This window comes from Butyrivibrio sp. NC2007 (assembly GCF_000421405.1).
In the GTDB taxonomy this organism is placed as follows: Bacteria; Bacillota; Clostridia; order Lachnospirales; family Lachnospiraceae; genus Butyrivibrio.
In genome coordinates this window covers 168,359-190,888 of the sequence record NZ_ATWY01000003.1, presented here as the reverse complement: position 1 = coordinate 190,888, position 22,530 = coordinate 168,359, and the positions used below count along the sequence as shown (strand labels likewise).

The window sequence follows — 22,530 nt, the reverse complement described above, 5'->3', positions numbered from 1 at the left end:
TCGTATTCTTTATGTCTTTTTATCTAAGTGAAAAGAGCATCTGGCCGTATGTAGGGTAGCTTAAGTATTCATCAGGGATAACGGCCTCAGCTTCATCCGCATATTTTCTAAGCTCATCCATATCCTTAAGGATTGTCTCCTGGTAAAAGCTTGCCTGTCCCAGAAGATCATCCATGCCTTCTGCTTTCTTGGTGTCCTCATAGAGTTTCTTGAGCGCTCCGCTGATTCCTGCGGATGCTCCATCCAGGGTCTTTAAAAGTCCGCATTCCAGCTCACACGCTGCGCCCTCAAGAACACTCTTTTTCTGGATCACCTCTTTTGTAAGGTCCTTCTCATAAGCGATGATTCCTTCTGTCAGGTCTTTTCTCACCATCTCCTGCATTGTCAGGGACTCGATGTGAATTGACTTTGAGTAGTTCTCAAGAAGAATGTCATATCTTGAGTGGATCTCTTCCTTGGTGAAGATTCCGTGCTTTGTAAAGAGCTCGATTGACTCATCCGAGATCCAGTAAGGCATTGCATCGGGAAGTGACTTGAGGTTCGCAAGACCTCTCTTTTCAGCCTCAGCGACCCATTCCTCTGTGTATCCGTTTCCGTTGAAAAGAACTTTCTTATGAGCTGAAAGCACTTCCTTAAGTACCTCCATTACCTTCTCTTTAAGAGCATCAGCAGGTGTTCCTTCAAGCTTTGCATAGATCTTGGCAATCTCCTCTGCAACTGCTGTGTTGAGGACGATGTTTGCGTTAGCTACTGAAACTGCTGAACCGGGCATTCTGAACTCGAACTTGTTGCCTGTAAAAGCAAAAGGTGATGTTCTGTTTCTGTCTGTGTTGTCCTTTGTAAAGTGCGGAAGAACGGTAGCTCCCATGGCCATCTGAACCTTGCCCTGGCTCTCATAGGCTGTGCCTTCCTCAACACTCTTAAGTACTCCTGCGAGCTCATCGCCGACGAAAATTGAAATGATGGCAGGTGGTGCCTCGTTTCCGCCGAGTCTGTGGTCATTTCCTGCAGATGCTACGGAGAGTCTCAGGATCGGTGCATACTCATCAACTGCTGCGATAACTGCCATGAGGAATACCAGGAAAGGAATGTTCTCACCGGGCTTTTTGCCGGGATCAAGAAGGTTCATTCCTGTATCTGTGCAAACAGACCAGTTGTTATGTTTTCCTGATCCGTTGATTCCCTCGAAGGGCTTCTCATGAAGAAGACATGCGTAGTTGTGCTTGTCTGCGACCTTCTTCATAACCTCCATAGTGAGCTGGTTGTGATCTACAGCGATGTTTGCTGTCTCAAATACAGGCGCCAGCTCGTGCTGCGAAGGAGCAACCTCGTTGTGCTTGGTCTTTGCAGGAATTCCAAGCTTCCAGAGCTCCTCGTCAAGATCATGCATGTAAGCTGATACCTTGGGCTTAATTACACCAAAGTAGTGATCTTCCATCTCCTGGCCCTTGGTAGCCGGTGCGCCGATAAGTGTCCTTCCGGTGAACAGAAGGTCTTTTCTCTTCTTGTAGTAGTCCTTATCGATCAGGAAGTACTCCTGCTCTGAACCGATTGTTGTATTTACTCTCTTAACATCCTCATATCCAAGAAGGTGAAGCATCTTGACAGCTTCCCCTGAAAGAGCCTCCATTGAACGAAGAAGAGGTGTCTTTTTATCAAGGGCTTCTCCGCCGTATGAGCAGAATGCTGTAGGAATGTAGAGGGATCCGTCCTTAATAAATGCAGGTGATGAAGGATCCCAGGCTGTGTAGCCTCTTGCCTCAAAGGTTGCGCGAAGACCTCCCGAAGGGAAGCTTGATGCATCAGGTTCACCCTTTACAAGCTCTTTTCCTGAGAACTCCATGATCACCGAGCCGTCATCAGTTGGTGAAATGAAGCTGTCGTGCTTCTCTGCTGTAAGACCTGTCATAGGCTGGAACCAGTGTGTAAAGTGTGTGGCTCCGTTCTCAACAGCCCATTCCTTCATGACTGCAGCAACCGTATTTGCTACATCCAGCTCAAGGTGTGTACCTTGCTCAATAGTCTTGTGAACAGCCTTGTAGATATCCTTTGGAAGGCGCTGCTTCATGACTCTGTCGTTAAAGACCAGACAACCAAATTCTTCTGTAAGTTTTCCCGCTTCTACCATTTTCTTATCCTCCGTTTTTATTTACTCTCCGCTGGCGCCATAATTTGACAGCACTCTTGCGGATGGATCGTTAACATTACATCCTTTCCAGGATTTGTTTGGCATCCAGAAATCTACAACCATGTGTGACTGGCCTTCGTAGTATTTCTCAAATATCTCTCTGTAAAGGAGAGACTCTTTTGTAAATGGTGTCGCATGAGTATAGGCTTTTCTCTTAGTCTCATACTCTGCGTAAGTATATGTATTATCTGCATATTCCATGAGGTCATCTCTGAGGGAATGTCCGACTGCATCGGAGAAAGCTGCTTTTTCTCTCATCAGGATCGACCTTGGAATGAATTCATCTTTTTCAAAGGCTTTTCGCAAAAGAAATTTTCCGATTCCGTAGGTATTTAGCTTCTTTTGAGGGTCAATGCTCATTACGTAATCTACAAAGTCCAGATCTCCGAAAGGAACTCTTGCCTCTAAAGAGTTGACGCTTATGCATCTGTCAGCCCTTAGTACGTCGTACATGTGAAGCTCTCTGACGCGCTTTTTAGCCTCTTCCTGGAAGGCTTCGGCGCTTGGAGCAAAATCCGTGTACTTGTAACCAAAGAGTTCGTCTGAAATCTCTCCTGTAAGGATTACCTTGATATCTGTGTTTTCGTGGATCCATTTACACAGAAGGTACATTCCGATGGAAGCCCTGACTGTGGTGATATCATAGGTTCCAAGAGCATGGATCACAGGTTCTACGGCATTTATTACATCCTCTTTTGTGATGATCACCTCATGGTGATTGCTGTGGATGTACTCTGCAACTTCTCTTGCGTACTTGAGGTCTATGGCATCTATGTCCATGCCGATTGCAAAAGTCTCGATTGGTTTATCTGAGAGACTTGCTGCAACTCCGCATACCAGGGAGGAGTCAAGTCCTCCCGAGAGCAGAAACCCAACCGGTGCATCTGCGCTGAGCCTCTTTTTGATACCGCGGATCAGCTTGTCATGGATGTTTTCCGTGATAGTCTGAAGATCATCTGTCTTTAGTTCTTTATCCTCGGTCATGTCCCTGTAGCAGATAAATCTGCCATCCTCGTAGTAATGTCCCGGAGGGAAGGGCTTAATGCACTTGCAGACATCAGTTAAGTTCTTGGGTTCTGAAGCGAAAAGGATATATCCTTCGTCGTCGTAGCCGTAGTAAAGCGGCCTGATTCCTATCGGATCCCTCGCTGCCACGAAGTCATTCTTTTTGCTGTCATAAATGACACAGGCAAATTCTGCATCCAGAAGGCTGAACATCTTGGTTCCAAGCCTCTCATAAAGAGGAAGAAGTATCTCGCAATCACTGTCACTCTTAAAGCTGTATCCCAAAGACACCAGATAATTCTTAAGGAAAGTAAACCCGTACAATTCGCCGTTACAAACTACTGCGTTACCATTCAGGGTAAAGGGCTGCATTCCGCTCTCTGTAAGTCCCATGATCGATAGTCTGTTAAATCCCATATAGCCCTTGTTTGTCTGCAGGGTCCTTGTCATATCCGGGCCTCTGGAAGTTGTCTTTTCCAGGATCTCTTCAAAGAAATCCTTTGATACATCTGCTCTTGCGTATGTCAGTATTGCGCACATACTTCAAATCCTCCTAAATGTTCCTATTTACTCAACGTCAGCCAAAGCTGCTGCACCCTCTTCTCCGGTGCGGATCTTGACTACGTTGTCGAGACTGTAAACGAAGATCTTTCCGTCTCCGATATGGCCTGTGTAAAGAGTTCTCTTGGCTGCTTCAATAACATCTTCAACAGGGATCTTGCTAACTACTACTTCCAGCTTGATCTTAGGAAGGAGTGTTGCATCCATCTCAACTCCACGGTACATCTCACCGGAGCCCTTCTGAACACCGCAGCCCATAACCTGTGTAACTGTCATTCCGGTTACGCCCAGAGCATTCATAGCCTTGCGGAGCTTGTCGTAGCGTGAGAGTTTAGCAATGATAACAACCTTGTGGATTCCTGATGTATTAGGAACCGGTGCTGTAACAACCTTTACAGCTGCATCCTTCTGTACCTGTGAAGCATTGTCGTACTCGCTTACACCAAGATCTGTGTTCTCGTTTACGCTCATGTTCAGAGTGTTTGAAACATCCATGATGGCAAATCCGGAATAAGCAGACGCAAGACCATGCTCTGTTGAGTCAAGTCCGAGAATCTCTTCTTCCTCTGTTACACGAAGTCCCATAACGGCTTTAATTAAGAAGAATGTGATTGTAATAGTAATAACTGTCCAGGCTGCTGTAGAGAACATTCCTACGAACTGGATTCCAAGGAGCTTAAGTCCGCCGCCGTAGAAAAGACCTACCATTTCGTTACCTGCTGCATCAGCTATTGAATAGCCGGGAGCTGAATTTGTAGCAAAAAGACCTACTGCAAGTGTTCCCCAAATACCGTTGAGGCAATGTACCGAAACAGCTCCGACAGGATCATCAACATGAAGCTTGTAATCAAGGAACCAAACACCGAAGCAAACAAGAAGGCCTGCTACGATACCGATCACGATTGCGCCAAAAGCATCTGTTACATCACAGGGAGCTGTGATGGCTACAAGACCTGCCAGTGAAGCGTTCAGACACATTGAAACATCGGGCTTACCGTATTTAACCCAGGTAAATACCATACAGGTTACTGTTGCAAGTGCAGGAGCAATTGTTGTTGTTACGAATACGCTTCCGAGCTGCTCTACGGTTGTACATGCTGCGCCGTTAAATCCGTACCAGCCAAGCCACAGGATAAATACACCGAGGGAAGCTGCTACAAGGTTGTGACCCGGGAAAGCATTTACTTTTGTAACCTTTCCGGAAGCATCCCTTTCGAACTTACCGATACGTGGTCCAAGCATTGATGCGCCAACAAGAGCTGCAATACCACCTACCATGTGGATGCAGTTGGATCCGGCGAAATCATGAAATCCCATCTGAGCAAGGAATCCGCCGCCCCAGGTCCAGTGTGCTTCAATCGGATAAACGATTGCTGAGATAACTGCCGAGTACACACAATAAGATAAGAATTTAGTTCTCTCAGCCATTGATCCTGAAACGATTGTTGCTGTTGTAGCACAGAACACAAGGTTGAATACGAAATTTGACCAGTCGAAATTTGCATAATTTGTGAAAATATCAAATCCGGGTCTTCCGATTATGCCTGCCAGGTCTTCCCCAAGAAGCAGGCCAAAACCGATGAGAATAAATACTACAGTTCCGATGCAGAAATCCATCAGGTTCTTCATAATGATGTTTCCTGTATTCTTTGCTCTGGTGAAGCCTGCTTCACACATTGCAAATCCGGCCTGCATCCAGAAAACTAAAGCTGCGCCGATCAAAAACCATACGCCAAAAACACTGCCGTTAATAGCATCTAAGATTTCTCCACTCATACGTTTCTCCTCCTTTTTGTGCCTTAAAGCACAAAAAAACGACGCACTGGCACACTACTTTCGTAGTTTGATGCGCCATTGCATCGTTTGCTTTTTTGTATTCGTGTATACACTTTACTTATTCATGGATTGTACTCGGATGTTTAAGACCTGTCAACAACTTTTTAAAAAATTTTTCAACATAGCCTTTCCATCAGGGGTCATGATGGATTCCGGGTGGAACTGAACCCCGTAAATAGGGTATTCTCTGTGCTCTATTGCCATAACTTCGCCATCATCGGTAACACCTGTTATCTTTAGGCAGTCCGGAATTGTGCTCTTTTCAGCCGCCAGAGAATGATATCTTGCAACGGGTGCTTTCTCAGAAATACCCTTAAACAAGGTGCTTTCAGTATCGAACTTAACCACTGACTGTTTGCCGTGCATAAGCTCTTTTGCATAAGTGACCGTAGCCCCAAAGGCCATACAGATTGCCTGATGTCCAAGGCACACGCCCAGCGTCGGGATCTCTTTTCCCAGAGTTCTTGCAGCCTCAACGATAATACCTGCATCCTCAGGCCTTCCGGGACCTGGTGAAAGAATGATCCGCTCAGGCTTTAGTGCTCTTATCTCCTCTATTGTCATCTCATCGTTTCTGATAACCCTGATATCAGGATTGATCTCGCCTATAAGCTGGTAAAGATTGTAGGAAAAGCTGTCGTAGTTATCTATAAGAAGTATCATCTCTCCACCTCCTGTGCCAGCTCCAGTGCACGAAGCGATGCTCTTGCTTTATTAAGGCACTCCATGTACTCTTTCTCGGGGTCTGAATCAGCTACGATTCCCGCTCCGCTCCTAACAAAAACGGTATCGTTCTTCTTGTAAATAAGACGAATTGCGATACAGGTGTCCATATTTCCCGAAAAATCTATGTATCCGATGGCTCCGCCGTAGATTCCGCGCTTGTTGTTCTCAAGCTCTCCGATCAGCTGACATGCCCTTATCTTGGGCGCTCCGGAAAGTGTTCCTGCCGGAAGCACTGCATTTATTGCATCAAGTGCATCGTTCTCCGGCCTGATCTCTCCTCTTACCGTCGATCCGATATGCATAACATGGGAATATCTCTCGATGGAATGGAGTTTTTCAACCTGCACGGTGCCGAATTTACTGATCTTTCCAAGGTCATTTCTGCCAAGATCCACCAGCATGTTGTGCTCCGCCAGCTCCTTCTCATCCGCCAAAAGCTCTTTTTCCAGAGCCTTGTCTTCCTCATCTGTTGCGCCTCTGGGCCTTGTTCCTGCCAGCGGGAATGTGTGAAGAATGCCCTTTTCAAGCTTAACCAGCGTCTCAGGAGAAGCACCGGCCACCTCAACGTCAGTACCCGAGAAATAGAACATGTACGGAGAAGGATTTATGGTGCGCAGAACTCTGTATGTATTGAGAAGGCTCCCTTTAAAGGGCGCTGAAAGCCTGTTTGAGAGCACGATCTGGAAGATATCACCCTCTTTGATGTGTTTTTTGCCGCTCTCAACCATGGCACAGTACTCCTCTTTACCAAAAAGAGGTGTAACCTCGCCCATGAGTTTTCCTCCCTCACAGGATTTCTCAGTATCGGCATATATCAGCTCTTTTAGCTGTGTAAGCTCCTCTATGGCCTTTTTGTAGCCTTCCTCGATATTCTCGGTCCTTGCGTTTGCAATAAGAACAATCTTCTGTTTCACGTTATCAAAGGCAATGACCTTGTCAAAGAGCATCAGATCCAGGTCCTTGAAGGCATCGTTATCAACGCCCTTCCAGGCTGCACTGGGTTCGCAGTAGCCAAAGTAGTCAAAGGCAAAATACCCAACGAGACCACCTGTAAACGGCGGAAGCTCCTCGAATGTTGGACTCTTATAGCTTGCGAGAATATCCCTTAGTATTGTCCATGGCTCTTTGGTCTGTACGGTTTTATCGCCAAAAGACATCTCGCCGTCCTTAAGTGTGATTGCAAGCTTCGGATCATAGCCGACGAAAGTATATCTTCCCCAATATTCGTTGGCTTGTGCTGATTCCAGCATATAGCAGTGTCTGGATGCAGCTTTTAGTTTCCTGACCAGTTCGATGGGTGTTATGAAGTCCGAGAGGATCTCACAGCCCACCGGTATAACGTCATATTTGCCGCTATTTGCGATTTCTTTTGCCTTATTCAGGCTAATTGTCACATCCAATATAAACCTCCCCAAAATCGTCCCCTAGGCGATTTTTGCATATTTGCATAAATATTAGCGCATAAACCGCGTAAGCGCAACAAAAAAGGGCTGAACAATAATGTTCAGCCCTTATATTTTTATATTTATTCTTATTTAACCTTGTTTCCACCCCATTCAACAACGGTAAATCCATCTCTTGAAGGTGTATCCAGAATCTGAGGTTTGATCCTGATATGGTGCTCTGATGGATACCACGCCATGAATACTCTGATCATGTTGTCAGGTTCAGGAGTAACGGTAAGCTTGGCGCCTTTTGTATAGGTCTTACCCTGGAAACTGATCACGTTGTAGGGATTGCCTTCCATATCTGAGAGCCAGAACTTAAGGAATTCAGCAATCTCGGCATCGTTTAGTCCCTGCTCGGCAAGCTTCTCCCTAAGGAATCCTTCCGTATCCTCACCCTTTACACAGTAGCCTGTATAGAAGTCGTACTCAAACCTCGGAACGCCTTCCCAGAACAGGTAATCATACTCTTGTCCTTCAAAAGTGATCTTGCCATCCCTGTTAGCTGTAACATTCCATGTATTTTCTGCATTGAACTCCGGGATAAGATCGGTGATATCTCCGTTGTAGTCAAGGCTTACTGAAATTTCGCTTCCATCCTCCTGCGGATACAGGTAAATTACAGGCTTAAGATCAACTCCCTCGGGAGTATTACTCTGAGCCGCTCCGCCGGAGCATCCCACAACCGACATTAAAGCGATTGTCATTACTATTCCCACAATACTCTTCATCCTCATAGGCTTATACCTCCTACACCTTCATTATAAACCATAGGCAGTCAGATTGTGTACAAGTTAACAGAAATTTAACATTGTTTACAATTTAGTGCCAAAATACCTCAAGTGTAGATTCCTGCGTGGGTTTTGTCAGTTCTATAAACTCGGAAACAGGTCTGAATTCTCCGGGTTTGTCATGAACATTCATACGGCATACGGGAGTCCCTTCTCCAGCCATAAATGCCTCTTTATAATCCTCAATGGAATTTATGGGAAAAGAGAACTTCATTCCGCCCATGTTTTCCTGAGAAAAATTGTGGATGTCAGAACCGCCGGCCATTCTGAAGCCTCTTTTAACAGCATACTCATATGCCAGGCTGTTCTGCCAGTCGGGATTGGCTGCGTTATATACCTCAACACCATCACTGATATCAGGCGTTATGTTAATCTCGGAAAGATATCCTCTCTCCCTGTAGGGATGAGCCTGAATCATGATTGCTCCTGCTTCATGCACCATTTTATACACCTCATAGCGATCCCTGGTTTCAAACCCGGGGTGATTAAGGAGCCATTTCTTATCAAGGCCATAGATCATGAACTCATCGCCGTGGAAATTGTATTCGATACCAAACAGGACTGTGAAATCGCTTCCAGCCGCCTCTTTTGCGTGTTCGAAGCCACTACAGTACTTCTCAACCCTCTTCTCCCAAGGCCAGTCTCTGGGCACACAGCTGTTACCCGCGAAATAATGGTCGGTCACAATGATCCCACTGTATCCAAGGCCCTTCATATAGGTAATATAATCCTCTCCGGGCGTGGAAGAACAGGCGCTTGCTTCGATTGTATGAAGATGTGTCTCGTAAATGTACTCCAACTCTGAAACCTCTTTAAGTTAATATTTTTTTTATAAAATCTTTAGACGCAGATTAGTTACTGTACACATTTTTCGCTTATGATGTTGAAAGTAATTTTTTTATGGATTGGAGGAAAACGATATGGACACATTAAACTCTTTTGAGTCTTACAACAAAGTAAATGAGCCCAAGGTCGTAGACACAGTAAACCTTTTCGGCAAGTACGTAGACGCTGCATCCTTCAAGATCAAGGTTATCACCGCTTCAGCATCAGCTCTTTTTATAGGCGGACTTACTGCTCTGGTAATCCTGCTCTGATATTACTTTCGCCAGCAGGCGTATTATATATGTTATATAACTTATATGATAATCGATGGGGTTATGCCCCATCTATTTTATTGTCATCATTTATGATATGCTTTTTTATGTAAATTGTTAAATTAAGGAGAGAATTATGGATACAAAAATGATAATTGAAATGGTCGGTTACGTAGGATCAGCTCTTGTGCTGGTTTCCTTCTTTATGTCCTCCATTTTTAAGCTCAGGGTAATAAACACTATCGGAAGCCTTATTTTTACCGTATATGCCTTTATTATCCACTCATACCCAACAGCAGTCATGAATATCTGCCTGGTTGCCATCAATATCTATTATCTGATCAAGCTCAGCAATACAAGCAAAGAAACAAGGGAATACGATCTTGTGAAGGTATCCCTTGATGACTCCATGCTTAAATACTCTATTGATAGAGCAAAAGACGATATTCAAAAGTGCTTCCCGGGATTATCTCTGGATTTTTCCGACGCGACAACTTCCTATATGGTCTGCTATAACGGCGCACCGGCAGGAATCTTTATCGGAAAAGAGACTTCAGACAACAATCTGGATATTCTCCTGGATTACTCACTTCCGGAGTACAGAGACTTCTCCATAGGAAAATTTCTTTTCTCCAAACTTCCTTCATATGGGGTTAAATCTCTTACCTACAGTGGTCCGGATGAGCATCACAAGGATTACCTTAACAAATACAGTTTTGTTAAAAAAGACGGCAGCTACGTAAAAACCTTCTGATAGAGCAGATTATCAGCTCATTGCACCGGGATCGGACATCATTTTGATAGTCTCAATATCATTAGCTGTAAGCTTAATGTTTGACTCTATCTTCCTTCCGTCCGGTGTTGTAACCGTAACGCCAAGAACGGTTCCTTCCTGCAAAGCATTGTCCTTAATAGCCATAATAAATGGTACAAATTTGGGATGATCCTGCTGGAAAGTCTGTATTCTTTGCTGTAATTGCATAAACATCATTGGATTCATATTCATATTTTTGTCACCTCTGCTAAAATTTAGCATAAAAATTGAGTGAAATCAAATTTTTTTATTTTCCTTTAGTCTATAATGACATTCGCATATAAAAATGTATGCGCTTACATTAGTGAAAAACCGTTGTTTTTTAAGGAGGAAAAATAAATGTACGGATTTGGTGATATGATCCAAAAACTCAAACAGGACCCTAAGACAATCGTATTCCCTGAGGGTTCAGATCCACGTATTCTTGAGGCTGCTTCAAGACTTCTTGCAGGAAACTTCATCAAACCTATTCTTCTCGGAAATGTAGACGAGATCAATAAGTCAGCTGAAGAGGCAGGTTACAACATCCGCGGCGCTCAGATTATCGATCCCGAGAACTATGATAAGTTCGACGAGATGGTTGATGCTTTCTGCGAGCTCAGAAAGAGCAAGGGCATGACACCAGAGAAGGCAATACCTATTCTCAAGCAGACCAACTACTTCGGAACAATGCTCGTTAAGATGGGTCTTGGCGACTGTCTTCTCGGAGGAGCAACATACTCAACAGCTGATACAGTTCGTCCTGCTCTCCAGATCATCAAGACAAAGCCTGAGAACACCATCGTTTCTTCATGCTTCATTCTTGTTCGTCCATCTGCTACAGGTGACAACGAAGTTATTGCAATGGCCGACTGCGGAATCAACATCAATCCTAATGAGGATGAGCTTGTTGAGATCTGTGGCGAGACAGTTAACTGCGCAAGACGTTTCGGCGTAGATCCCAAGGTTGCTTTCCTTTCATTCTCAACAAAGGGATCAGCTAAGGACGACACCGTAACCAAGATGCAGAACGCAACCAAGAAGGCTCAGGAGAAGTATCCTGATATTCCTATCGACGGTGAGCTTCAGTTCGACGCAGCAGTTTCACCTCGTGTAGCTAAGCAGAAAGCTCCCGGTTCACCTGTTGCAGGACATGCAAACACCTTCATTTTCCCTGACATCAACGCAGGAAACCTTGGTTACAAGATCGCTCAGAGAATGGGTAACTTCGAAGCATACGGCCCTATTCTTCTTGGTCTTAACGCACCTATCAACGATCTTTCAAGAGGCTGCAACGCTATTGAGGTTTACTCAATGTCTATCATTACTGCAGCACTTGCATAAAATGAAAGTTTATTGAGACGTGAAAAGAGTAGTCACATTACGTGACTACTCTTTTTTGTTTAGGTATTATTTGCATGACGGCGTTCATGACTCTTGTAGAACATCGATTTGTCTTTGTACATGTTCTCGTCAGCGCTTCTAATGACCTTGTTTACATCCTTGGAGGTTCTCGACCACTTATATCCTATGGCAAGTGAAACCTTCTTGGTTTTACTCTTGAGTTTATCTACCAGCTCGCTGAACTTTTCTTCCTCTATATCGGGAATTACTGCCACAAATTCATCTCCGCCAATCCTGTAACAGTATTTCTTTTTGAACACCGATCCTACCAGTTCAGCTGTATCTTTTATCAGCTTATCACCTTCCTGATGTCCCTTATCGTCGTTTATAGCCTTAAGGCCATTGATATCTGTGTAGCATATACCAACAGGTACAGACATTTCTGAAAGCGACGTCAGAGACTGATTAAGCGCATATCTGTTTCCGAGTCCCGTAAGGGCATCATGTCCACCCAGGAACATCAGCTCTTTTGTCAGATCATTGTTTCTTATCTGGCCTGCGATAAACGCAGAAACCGTCTCCATCATCTCAACCACATTGACCTGGATCTCAAGCGAATGATTATCTACAACAAGAAAGCCTATGAGTCCGTCTTTATCCTTAAGGGTTGTCACCAGGAATCTGGAGATTTTTCCCGCCAGAAATTCATTGTACAGCTCCGGGCTTGAATCCTGTATCACAGTCACATCGGTCATGTGCAGAACATTACCGCCCTCAAGATCCCTGAGCCATATATTGATCATATCGGTCTTTTCAAACATCTTTTTGGAAGGAAGCTCTGTAGAGCAGGATTTGCTGACCCATTCATGAAGCTCTTTTATCTTATGAGTATCAGGCTCAATTCTCATCACATAGACGCGATCTGCTTCCATGGTCTGCCCTATACGGCGCAGAACTCTTTTTATTCCCTTGTTAAAATCAGGTGTAGCGATCGCCTTGGCGCACTCGATAACAAGGTTATTAGTATTGGCATTAAAGGTCTGAGTTACCTCATTTCGCTTATCCGCTGTTACATCATGAATAATAAAAGCACAGAACCCCTTCTGATATACGGGAACAACCCAGAATTCAAACCACTTGTTGAACTGGCTGTTGTAGGTCCTATTAATGGAAGACTGCCTTAGAACCGCTGCCTGATAACTGAATTTGATCCAGTCCTCATCCTGATTCGACACAGTCTGGTAATAGGTACTTCCTATAAGCTCAGCAATGGGACGTCCCACCAGCTGCGCATATTTCTCATTCGCATATAAAAAGAGCATATCTTTTACTGTTCCGAAGGGATCCGTCAGAACTTTGAAGATGCAACATGCATCGGGAAGATCTCTTAGCATGTATAATATGTCGTTAGCAGTAAATTCAGTATCTGTTGAATAGCCAATTTTTCCTTCGCTGTTAGTTTCAGGCATATGCTCACCTCTTTTTAATTATGCAATATATTCTGTGCCATTTTAATTATACTATAAAGTTAATCATATTATTATCTATTTTTAATAAACAAACAAACTTAATATGATAGTATTGTATTGTTACGGAGGTTTGCTATGCACAAAAGTAGGACTTTTCTATCATTCATAATGGCTACATGCATGTGTTTCCTTGCTGTGGGATGCGCATCTTCTCAGGGATCTGTTCAGTCTCAGGATTCTTCTGAAAGCACAAAAACCTTAACTATCGCAGCCAGAGACGGATCACATGCAGATGTAATAAATGCTGTAAAAGGAAAGTTTGAACAAGAGAATAACTGTACCGTCGAGGTAATACCCTTAAGTGCAGATGACATACGAAAAAATGTAATCGAAGATATCTCAAACCCTGAGGGCAAATATGACGTCATCATGATAGACGATCCATTAATGCCTGAATATATAGAGAAAAACGTACTTCAAAACCTCACACAGCTAGGATATGCCGATGACGAGGACTTTGTTGATAAATCAAGACTTCTGGGAAAAGACCCTTATCCACTGGGCGCCACTTATGCTCTGCCCTTCTCAGGTAACGTTCAGCTCATATTTTATAATCCTGACTTAATAACCGATTCCGGATCTTTAAATACATGGAGTGATATTCTGACAGCCTGTGAAGAAGTTCAGGCATCAGGGAAAAAAGGCTACGCCATAAGAGGACAGGCAGGAAACCCTATTGTTTCTGATTTTCTTCCCATACTTTGGGCTTTTGGCGGAGATCTTTTTGACGAGAACAACAAAGTCATTCTGGATTCGAGAAAGAGCCGTGAAGCTCTTGAATTCTACTGTAAATTGTACAAGACAGGTGATAATTACGATAAAGACGGACTTATAGAAGCCGTAAACAGTGGCGAAGCTGCTATGGCACTTGGATGGCCATCCTGGTTTATAACCGGAAGCGGACCCACAGCTTCCATAGCCCAGATTCCCGGCAAATATTACAGTATATCCGAAACCTTTGCCACAGGTGAAATCGGTAACTGGCTCCTTGGAATCACCACAAATTCCAAAGATCCCGAGCTGGCACTTAAGCTCTCGATCTACTTAACCAGCGCTGATGTTCAAAGAGAAGCTCTGGAACACGGCGGAATTCCCACAAGGAAGAGTGTATTTAAAGACGATTCAACAATTGCCAAATATCCATACTTCCAGCAGCTGTACAGCGGAACCAACAACTCCAGAGTGCGTCCGAGAACCACTAAATGGTCACAAATTGAGACCGTATTCGGAGAAGAGCTGGTAAAGTGCATAGAAGGCAGCCAATCCGTCGATGATACGATCAAAAACTCACAGAAAGCAATTTCCGATCTTATGAATGAATAATTCAGCTCTTTTTGGCAGCAAGCTCCCAGAATGTGACGGCGCTTGCTGCTGCTACGTTAAGGGAGTCTACTCCGTTAGACATCGGGATCTTGACAACGTAGTCGCTGTCATCAATGGTCTTTTTCCTTAAGCCTTCTCCCTCTGTTCCCATTATTATCGCAAGTTTTTCTTCTTGTGCCAGGTGCTTGTCATCTATGCTTACGCTGTTATCCACCAGTGCAAGCGCAGCTGATCTTAAGCCAAGCTTATGAAGCATGCTGATACCATCTTCATACCATTCATCACCGATAAAAGTCCATGGAACCTGGAAAACATTGCCCATGCTGACTCTTATTGATCTTCTGTAAAGCGGATCACTGCAACCTCCTGTCAGTATCACTGCATCAATGTTAAGAGCTGCTGCAGAACGGAATATTGCGCCGACATTAGTGGGATTTTCCACATCCTCAAGAATGACTATTCTGCGCGCATCCTTTACTATATCCTCCGGTGACAACAGCTCTTTTCTCCTCATTGCGCAGAGAGCGCCTCTTGTGAGTTTAAAGCCGGTTATCCGGGATAAAATATCCTCTGTTGATGTGTAAATTGGAATATCTCCAAGCCTTAGCAGAATATCTTCCATCTCCCCGGTAAGAAGCCTGTCCTCCACAAGTGCAGAAACAGGCTCAAATCCAGCATCCAAAGCCCGTACAATAACTTTAGGGCTTTCCGCAATGAAAAGCCCTAAGTTCGGTTCATATATTTTTTTTAATTGATTCTCGTTTAAAGAATTGTAGATTGCGACATCTTCGCAGTTTAAATCCTTAAGATTAATTATTTCGCTCATTTTCCACCAGTTCGTTTTTCAGCTCTATTAAAGATTTGCCCGTTCTCCTTGCAATGCCTGCCAGGTCTTCGTATTCAAATTTTTCGCGCTTAATTCCGTGTCCGTAAGATCTTTTCACCCTGACTTCACCATAAGGGGTGTCAATCTTCTTGATCTCTCTAAGCATGGTATATCTGTTGTAGGTATGCTCACGAACACCAAGAGTAGTGGTATATTTGAACATCACACTAAGGAGTCTCTCTTTGTCATCCTCGTTGCAAAGGACTGTCAAAATGAATCCCGGGCGGTTCTTTTTCATATCAACCGATATTGTAAAAACATCGAGTGCTCCTCTCTCAAAGAGTATCTCTGTTGCAAAACCAAGCTCCTCTCCGGTCATATCGTCGATGTTACAGGAGAGCTCAATTATCCTCTCAGCCTCTTCCGATGAATCACCGATCATGGCCCTTACGCAGTTGGCCTGGTCGAAATCTTTTTTACCCATGCCATAACCGATAGCATCTACCGTCATCACCGGCTGCGCGCCAAAATCAAAGGCAAAATACTTGACCAGAGCTGCACCTGTAGGAGTACAGAGCTCGCCCACAATCTTCTCCGGAGAATATGTTGGTATGCCTTCCAGCAAAAGAGCTGTCGCAGGCGCCGGAACCGGAAGAATGCCATGAGCACATTTAACAGTGCCATTTCCGACGTTTATAGGTGAAACGATTATTTTATCAGGATCAAGCTCGTGAAGCAGATAACATACAGCAGTGATATCAGCTATGGCATCCATCTTACCGACTTCGTGGAAATGGATCTGAGAAACCGGCTCTCCATGGACCTTGCTCTCTGCCTCTGCAAGAATCTGGTACACTTCCCTTACGTCACTCTTGATTTCCTTTGAAATGTTAAGTCCTTCTATAATTTCTTCTATGTCATCAAGAGTGCTGTGATGATGCTCATGGTCATGCTCGTCACCTTCTTCAATTCCATCTATCAAAACCGTAATATGATCGCCCAAAATGCCGCATTTTTTGATCTGGTCGAGTTTATATACCACATTGGGTATATTTATCGCATTTAAGGCCTCTATAACGCTGTTTTTATCTTCAAACAGCCCAAGTAACGAAGAAGCCATCATATCGCCGGCAATACCCATCTTACATTCCAGATACAGTGTTTTCATAGCACGTTCCCTTTCTGTTACTCCTCTATCACTACATTATTCAGTACAACCCCTTTTCCCTCGATTATGTGGGCTTTTCTGCCTCCACAGACAGGACAGAGGTATCCGTTTTCTCTTGACGGAAAATATTCGTTATTGCACTCCTCACACAAAGCCTTCACCGGAACCTCAACGCATATAAGCTCTGCTCCCTCAATTATTGTTCCCTTGGAAGCTTCCGGGAAATACTTCTGCATATAATAAGGCATTACGCCACTTGTTTTTCCGATATAAACCTCGATGCTCTTTACCTTTTTCGCCTCATTTTCCATGGCAACTTCGGCAGCCATTGAAACCATTTTAGCGATATAACTCATCTCATGCATCTATACTTCTCCGCCCAATTTCTCATGTTTTACTATATTTTATTACAATTTAATTGATTATGACTACTTTTTTGTCGATAATATAAAAAGGAGGTGTGATATGGCTCACAATGTGGTTATAACCTGTGTTGGATGCGGTCGTTCTTTTACAGCTCATAACAGCATGAATCCATTTTGCTGTAAAACCTGCAAAATAAGATATTCATACCACTACACGTTTAAGTGTCGCGAATGCCGAAATACGTCCTGTGAAGTAAGAAATAACGCGCTGGCAGGCTGTGCGACAGACTGTCCCAATCTAAAATGGGCTCCATAATAATTTGGATATAGCAAATCCGCGGTTTTGCGCCGCGGATTTTATTTATGTTATATAACACATATATGTTATATCACTTACCCTGTAGATGTGTAATAAACTGCTGGGCAGTTCTTCCGGAAACGCCTCCATGACTGAGTTCCCATCTGTCTGCCTCAAGTCTTAGCTCTGATTCCTCCATCACAATACCGTTTCTCTCGGCTAAAACCTTCACGATATCATAGAATTCCTGCCTCGATGGCTTGTAATATCCTATTGTTACACCGAATCTATTAGCCAGTGAGAGTTTCTCTTCCATGGTGTCAGATCTGTGGATATCTCCATCCTGCTCAATATCCCTTCTGTCCTTCCAGGTCTCCTTGATCAGATGACGCCTGTTGGAGGTCGCATAGATTAGAATATTGTCCGGCTTGGTCTCAACACCACCCTCGATTACGGCTTTCAGGAACTTGTAATCAGATTCATCCTCCTCAAAAGAAAGGTCATCCATATAAATTATGAACTTATAGTTCCTGTTCTTGATCTGCGAAATAAGCTGTGAAAGAAGCCTGAACTGATACTTATAAATCTCTATCATCCTCAGTCCGTCTGCATAAAACTCATTGACTATAGCCTTAATACTGGTAGACTTGCCGGTTCCGCTATCACCAAACAAAAGGACATTATTGGCCTTTTTACCATCAACAAAAGCCTTTGTATTGGCAATAAGCTTCTCTTTCTGAATCTCGTACCCGACAAGATCGTCCAAAACAACGCTATCCATGTTGTTAATAGGGTTAAATTCCACTTTCCCGTTAGGAAGTTCTCTGAGCCTGAATGCCTTATTAAGACCAAATTCTCCGACACCTATTTTCTTGTAAAATGATGTTACGAGAACAAAGAATTCGTCGTCAGACTGAGCGTTTTCAAGGCTTTCACTTAAGGTTCTTACCTTCTCACTGACATTTTGATTATACATAAGCTCCGGCTTATCAATTGCCTTATAGTTGGTTATGCAACTAAAGCAGTCAATACCCAGAACCTCTTCAAGTTCTGTAAAATCGAAGTCAAAAAGCTCTTTAAACGCATGGAAATCATTTATTGCAAAGTGATTGACACTGCCATCTTTACTACCTACCTTCTCACAGGTAAGACTGAAAGGGTTCTCATCCATGATCAAGAGATAAGTCAGGTAATTGTGCCAAAGATTCTTGTCAAATGCACAAGACGTTCCAAGGACTAAAAGACGTTTAACCTGTTTGTAGCATCTTGTAATAAGATCAGCATTAGAATAGCTTCCTCTGTGATAGTCTTTATAGACCTCAGAAAGCTGAATGAGGATTGAATCCTCCGGTAAATCCCCGTAAATAAGCAGTTTTGCGACAATTTGTTCCATCTGCTCCTCCGTCAAAAGCAGTTATCTATGTTATATAACACAAATAACATATATGTTGATTTAGTTCTCTAAAAGCTTCCTCTCAAGCTCTTCAAAATCATAGTCTGTGCGCTGTGAAAAGTTATTGAAAGAGTTGTTCTTAGCAGCTTTTGACTTAGATTCTGTATTATAGTAACCCTTCTTAATGCAGTCCTTGATAAAAGCAATGGGAACATCAATATCTGTTCCGTAATTCTGCATATATTCGTAAGCCTTTTTTATCTTGGATATATCATAATCAGCCGCCTCAGCGATCTCTCTAATCTCTCTGAGCTTAAAGTCATCATGCATAAGATCGATAAGCTCATCTAATATCTCATCTCTGTTAGCCTGCACGATCTGTACAGTCTTAGGCGCCTCAAGATCCTTCTTAGTTACAAAAAACCTGATCCCGACTGCCTTACGTCCACTCTTAATGGGCTCATAATCAACAACCAGACTTGTCTTGTTATTGAGCTCTTCCTTCGCCTTAAGCAGGACGTTTCTGTTAAATATCTTAAATTCCTTGTATTTATTCTGGCCTGTCTTCTCTGCAAGTTCATCAATTCTGTCATAATCCGGAGATTCCTTCTCAAGTTCGGCCTTGATTTCCTTACTTCCGCCGGAATTGATGATACCAAGCTCTAATTTGAGCTCAGGAAGCAGATATTCAAACACCATATCTCCCTGTTTCTTGGTAACTGCAGACTGGTAGTCGTACGCAGACTTTAGCATCTCATAAAGCCTTAATGAGTATACACTCTTAAGGCTAAGAGTTTCTGCCAGACTGAGGACTGTATAGTCCTTTTGCAGATTGACTATTTTATCTGTGAGTGAGTTATTATATCTAAGGGTTAGTGTTCCATTCTTAAAAGATGCATCGGTTACCACCTGATGGGCCTCAATTTTACCGTTTTCCTTGTCCTTCATGAGAAGATTCCAGTCAAAGATAGTTGCTCCCTTGATCTGTCTGTCACAGAGAGCCTCTATATGCTCATATAAAGAACCTGAGCTGGACTTAAACATCTTCCTGAGGTCCGTACCATAAATAGTTGCAACAACATTATTGGTCTCATCAACATGAATGTGCTGCATTCCTATGGCAAAAAGCTTCTGGCTAAGAGCTGTACCCTTACCCATGGCATTAATAAGTTCATTGGATTTCTTATAGCTCTTATTTACAATGAGCTGATCTCTCTTCTCTTTCTGCATCTTAAAACCGATTCCTTTTTTGTTCACCTATTGGTATAATAAGTTATTCCTTTTTCTTTAACCTTTAGGTTATCAGTGTTTAAATAACATTCCCTTTTTATAAACCTTATCTATATTATATTCCCTTTCTTGTCACTTACAAGCATTTTCTTACAATATTTTGTAGGTAGTTATCGGTTTTACCACTAAAAATAATTGCCTATTCCAGTCAACGTCTACCATTCCCTATTTGTACACCTTTCAGAACAGGTCATTCCCTTTTTGGTACCTTTAACCGTTTCGGATAAACTAATACGGTCAATATTATGCCCTTTTTAATCACCTTTTACGCCCTTTTGCATACCCTATTTCGTCCTGATTCCTGTAAAGCCCATCAAGACTGCCTTTTTGGCTACTATATCTATATTTTACGTTCCCTTTTTAGTCACCTTATATTCCCTTGTCGTGCACCTATATAAAAAAGCAGGGTAAAAATGCCTGCTTTTACTACTTTAATAATCGAATTTTCATTCTAAAATGTTCCCGGCAGCATACTCCTAAGATCAGGAATACATATTTTTCCCGATAATGGGCCTTATAAATACATTCCCTTTTTAGTCACCTAATCATTCCCTTTTAGGTCACCTATCATTACTTAACATGTCTGAAACGCCCTATTTATCTCATTTCTTTGGCATAATAATTTGTTCTATGGTTATTCCCTTTTTGGTCACCTTTATTCCCTTTTATATACCTTTATATACCCCAAACCGTCACCTGAAAGGTATCATTTCCATCCCAAATAAAGTCACTAATCATGCCCTATTAGTACACCATCCATACCCTTTTACCCTACTTTTCATCCCCTTTTTACTCACCTAAAAACGTCCCATCCCTCATGTTTACTGGACTTTTGAGGGATGCTAATTAATAACAAGTGTAAGTATTAATAAATACTAATAAACAACACCGTTTGTGTAAGTAAAGATTATTACACTTTCCGGAAGACAAAAAAATGAAATATAGAAAGAAATAATGAAGATTGAAATATATAAGTCAGGAGAATTGATAAAAGAATTAAGAATAGCATAGAAAATGCATAAGGTTTTTGTATAAGGAAATGGACTGAATTAAGGGATTTCAGACAAAGTATCCAGGATCCAGAACTATAAGGAATACTTTACTAGAGAATGCAGGACAAAATGAATGAAAATTATATATCAAAAGAAATATATAAAAAATATTGAATAAATAACAAATTGACATAAAATTACAAATTTAAATTTATATTTAATAACAGATGCAACCAAAAATTTATAAAAAAATAAATAAAAAATTAATTAAAGGAATTACATCAGAGAAATGCAGAATAAAAAAACAGATGATATAGAATGGAATCATGTGAAAATACGCTTGTTAGATTTAATTATAAATGATAATCAAGATTTATATTTTGTAAACATTATAACATATTTGCAAAATCATCAAAAATGAATAATGACTGATTGGGTCAATATTCTATATTGATATTTCGTTTACTGAACTTATTATGATAAAATATTAATTCCAATTATAATTATATACTGTATACCTCATATATTCTAATTAAATAACAAGCGATATATAATAAATCAAACTCATCTTCTATTCACTATAATGCAACAGAACTTGCAACTTGATGAATTTAACTTCCAGATCAATTTTCACAGCCCCGGAAAGGCCTTAAAATGCGCATCTTAAACGATATCTAATGTTTCAATACAAAATTGCATCTTCTCGATTGCAAGTTTATAAAATCTTTATAATTAATTAATCGATTTTTCAAACACCCTCTACGTAAATTATTACGCCTACAAGCCCTTAAAATCCAAAATAGACCGCAATGGTTAAAAACGCTCTAAATATTGATTAAAATTAATATTTTTGCTTATTTTATGTGTTCTGGCAAAGATCTTTGAATTACCTACGGGGGAATCAAATAAAAGCTTTAATTCTTATGTTTAATATGACAAAAAACTGATCAAATCATCAGGCCCAGGAAACATAAAAGTACAACAGGTAAATATATATTAAATAAATGATATAAAATATATACAATAAAGAACACATATTACAAATATATAATATCATAAATATTTAAAACATTCAAGCAATATAAAATAAATGAAACATATAAAATATTAAAAATATTTAATATAGAGTAAACATATAAAATATATTAAATATAAAAATAAAATATATAATATTAAATATTTAAAACATATAGCATATAAAACATATATAATTGTATAAAGTAAATAATATATATAACAATATATGATATATAATATGTATAATAAATATATGCGATATAATACATAGAATATATTAAATAAATAAAACGAATATATAATATAAAAGATATATGAAATATAATATAAATATGTTATATAATATTTTGATATAGGATGAATATTCGATATAAGTTATATAACATATGTGGGATTAATAAAAATCTTAGAGGATGATAAATATAAGATATAAGATATATAACATTTGATTTAAATAATATTGAGTCTGAGTTAATGAAAATAGGATCTGCATATGCTAGAGCTTAAAACCATAAAATGCAGGCCAGGGATGTTGTAAATAAC

Annotated in this window: 18 protein-coding genes; 4 read left to right on the top strand and 14 right to left on the bottom strand. The window is 41.5% G+C overall.

Going from position 1 to position 22,530, the window contains the following annotated elements; translation table 11 throughout:
- Positions 1 to 19 precede the first annotated feature (19 nt).
- From G632_RS0103755 to G632_RS18745, 7 genes are all read right to left on the bottom strand, one after another.
- Positions 20 to 2,128, bottom strand: a complete 2,109-nt coding sequence (locus tag G632_RS0103755) for a glutamine synthetase III family protein (RefSeq protein ID WP_022767698.1) — start codon at positions 2,126 to 2,128, stop codon at positions 20 to 22.
- Positions 2,129 to 2,149: 21 nt separating this feature from the next.
- Positions 2,150 to 3,733, bottom strand: coding sequence for an asparagine synthase B (gene asnB, locus G632_RS0103750; RefSeq protein ID WP_022767697.1), 1,584 nt, complete (start codon positions 3,731 to 3,733; stop codon positions 2,150 to 2,152).
- A 27-nt stretch (positions 3,734 to 3,760) separates the two neighbouring features.
- Complete coding sequence (locus tag G632_RS0103745; protein WP_022767696.1) at positions 3,761 to 5,530, bottom strand: ammonium transporter; 1,770 nt, start codon at positions 5,528 to 5,530, stop codon at positions 3,761 to 3,763.
- 153 nt (positions 5,531 to 5,683) lie between these two features.
- Positions 5,684 to 6,253, bottom strand: a complete 570-nt coding sequence (locus tag G632_RS0103740) for an anthranilate synthase component II (protein ID WP_022767695.1) — start codon at positions 6,251 to 6,253, stop codon at positions 5,684 to 5,686.
- Positions 6,250 to 7,710: an anthranilate synthase component I gene (gene trpE / locus G632_RS0103735; RefSeq protein WP_330361275.1), complete on the bottom strand. Its 1,461-nt coding sequence runs from the start codon at positions 7,708 to 7,710 to the stop codon at positions 6,250 to 6,252. Before trpE ends, G632_RS0103740 begins: the two co-directional genes overlap by 4 nt.
- Positions 7,711 to 7,847: 137 nt before the next feature.
- Positions 7,848 to 8,498 (bottom strand): hypothetical protein, encoded by a 651-nt coding sequence (locus G632_RS22265; protein ID WP_022767693.1) that lies wholly within the window; start codon positions 8,496 to 8,498, stop codon positions 7,848 to 7,850.
- Between the two features lie 85 nt (positions 8,499 to 8,583).
- Positions 8,584 to 9,351 (bottom strand): PHP domain-containing protein, encoded by a 768-nt coding sequence (locus G632_RS18745; RefSeq protein WP_022767692.1) that lies wholly within the window; start codon positions 9,349 to 9,351, stop codon positions 8,584 to 8,586.
- A gap of 121 nt (positions 9,352 to 9,472) precedes the next feature.
- On the opposite strand from G632_RS18745, the gene G632_RS21890 reads away from it, so the two are divergent.
- Both G632_RS21890 and G632_RS0103715 read left to right on the top strand, forming a co-directional pair.
- Positions 9,473 to 9,649, top strand: a complete 177-nt coding sequence (locus G632_RS21890) for a hypothetical protein (RefSeq protein WP_022767691.1) — start codon at positions 9,473 to 9,475, stop codon at positions 9,647 to 9,649.
- 136 nt (positions 9,650 to 9,785) lie between these two features.
- Positions 9,786 to 10,403: a YgjV family protein gene (locus tag G632_RS0103715; protein WP_022767690.1), complete on the top strand. Its 618-nt coding sequence runs from the start codon at positions 9,786 to 9,788 to the stop codon at positions 10,401 to 10,403.
- Between the two features lie 12 nt (positions 10,404 to 10,415).
- Here the strand turns inward: G632_RS0103715 and G632_RS0103710 are convergent, their stop codons facing one another.
- Positions 10,416 to 10,655: a hypothetical protein gene (locus G632_RS0103710; protein WP_051154855.1), complete on the bottom strand. Its 240-nt coding sequence runs from the start codon at positions 10,653 to 10,655 to the stop codon at positions 10,416 to 10,418.
- A gap of 147 nt (positions 10,656 to 10,802) precedes the next feature.
- Between G632_RS0103710 and pta the strand changes: the two genes are divergently transcribed.
- Positions 10,803 to 11,786 (top strand): phosphate acetyltransferase, encoded by a 984-nt coding sequence (pta, locus tag G632_RS0103705; protein WP_022767688.1) that lies wholly within the window; start codon positions 10,803 to 10,805, stop codon positions 11,784 to 11,786.
- A 59-nt stretch (positions 11,787 to 11,845) separates the two neighbouring features.
- Here the strand turns inward: pta and G632_RS0103700 are convergent, their stop codons facing one another.
- Positions 11,846 to 13,255 carry a diguanylate cyclase domain-containing protein gene (locus G632_RS0103700; RefSeq protein WP_022767687.1) on the bottom strand — a complete coding sequence of 470 codons (1,410 nt, stop codon included), beginning with the start codon at positions 13,253 to 13,255 and terminating at the stop codon, positions 11,846 to 11,848.
- 135 nt (positions 13,256 to 13,390) lie between these two features.
- On the opposite strand from G632_RS0103700, the gene G632_RS0103695 reads away from it, so the two are divergent.
- Positions 13,391 to 14,638 (top strand): extracellular solute-binding protein, encoded by a 1,248-nt coding sequence (locus G632_RS0103695; RefSeq protein ID WP_022767686.1) that lies wholly within the window; start codon positions 13,391 to 13,393, stop codon positions 14,636 to 14,638.
- Position 14,639: 1 nt separating this feature from the next.
- Here G632_RS0103695 and G632_RS0103690 read toward each other — a convergent pair whose 3' ends face one another.
- The 5 genes from G632_RS0103690 to G632_RS0103670 all read right to left on the bottom strand — a co-directional run bounded on the left by G632_RS0103690 (position 14,640) and on the right by G632_RS0103670 (position 19,918).
- A complete protein-coding gene (locus G632_RS0103690) occupies positions 14,640 to 15,464 on the bottom strand; it encodes a TrmH family RNA methyltransferase (RefSeq protein ID WP_022767685.1) in 825 nt (274 codons plus the stop codon).
- A complete protein-coding gene (larC, locus tag G632_RS0103685) occupies positions 15,448 to 16,632 on the bottom strand; it encodes a nickel pincer cofactor biosynthesis protein LarC (RefSeq protein WP_022767684.1) in 1,185 nt (394 codons plus the stop codon). Before larC ends, G632_RS0103690 begins: the two co-directional genes overlap by 17 nt.
- 17 nt (positions 16,633 to 16,649) lie before the next feature.
- Positions 16,650 to 16,997 (bottom strand): hydrogenase maturation nickel metallochaperone HypA/HybF, encoded by a 348-nt coding sequence (locus G632_RS0103680; protein WP_022767683.1) that lies wholly within the window; start codon positions 16,995 to 16,997, stop codon positions 16,650 to 16,652.
- 389 nt (positions 16,998 to 17,386) lie between these two features.
- Positions 17,387 to 18,688, bottom strand: a complete 1,302-nt coding sequence (locus G632_RS0103675) for an ATP-binding protein (RefSeq protein ID WP_022767682.1) — start codon at positions 18,686 to 18,688, stop codon at positions 17,387 to 17,389.
- A gap of 60 nt (positions 18,689 to 18,748) precedes the next feature.
- Complete coding sequence (locus tag G632_RS0103670; RefSeq protein ID WP_022767681.1) at positions 18,749 to 19,918, bottom strand: replication initiation protein; 1,170 nt, start codon at positions 19,916 to 19,918, stop codon at positions 18,749 to 18,751.
- Positions 19,919 to 22,530: the final 2,612 nt, after the last annotated feature.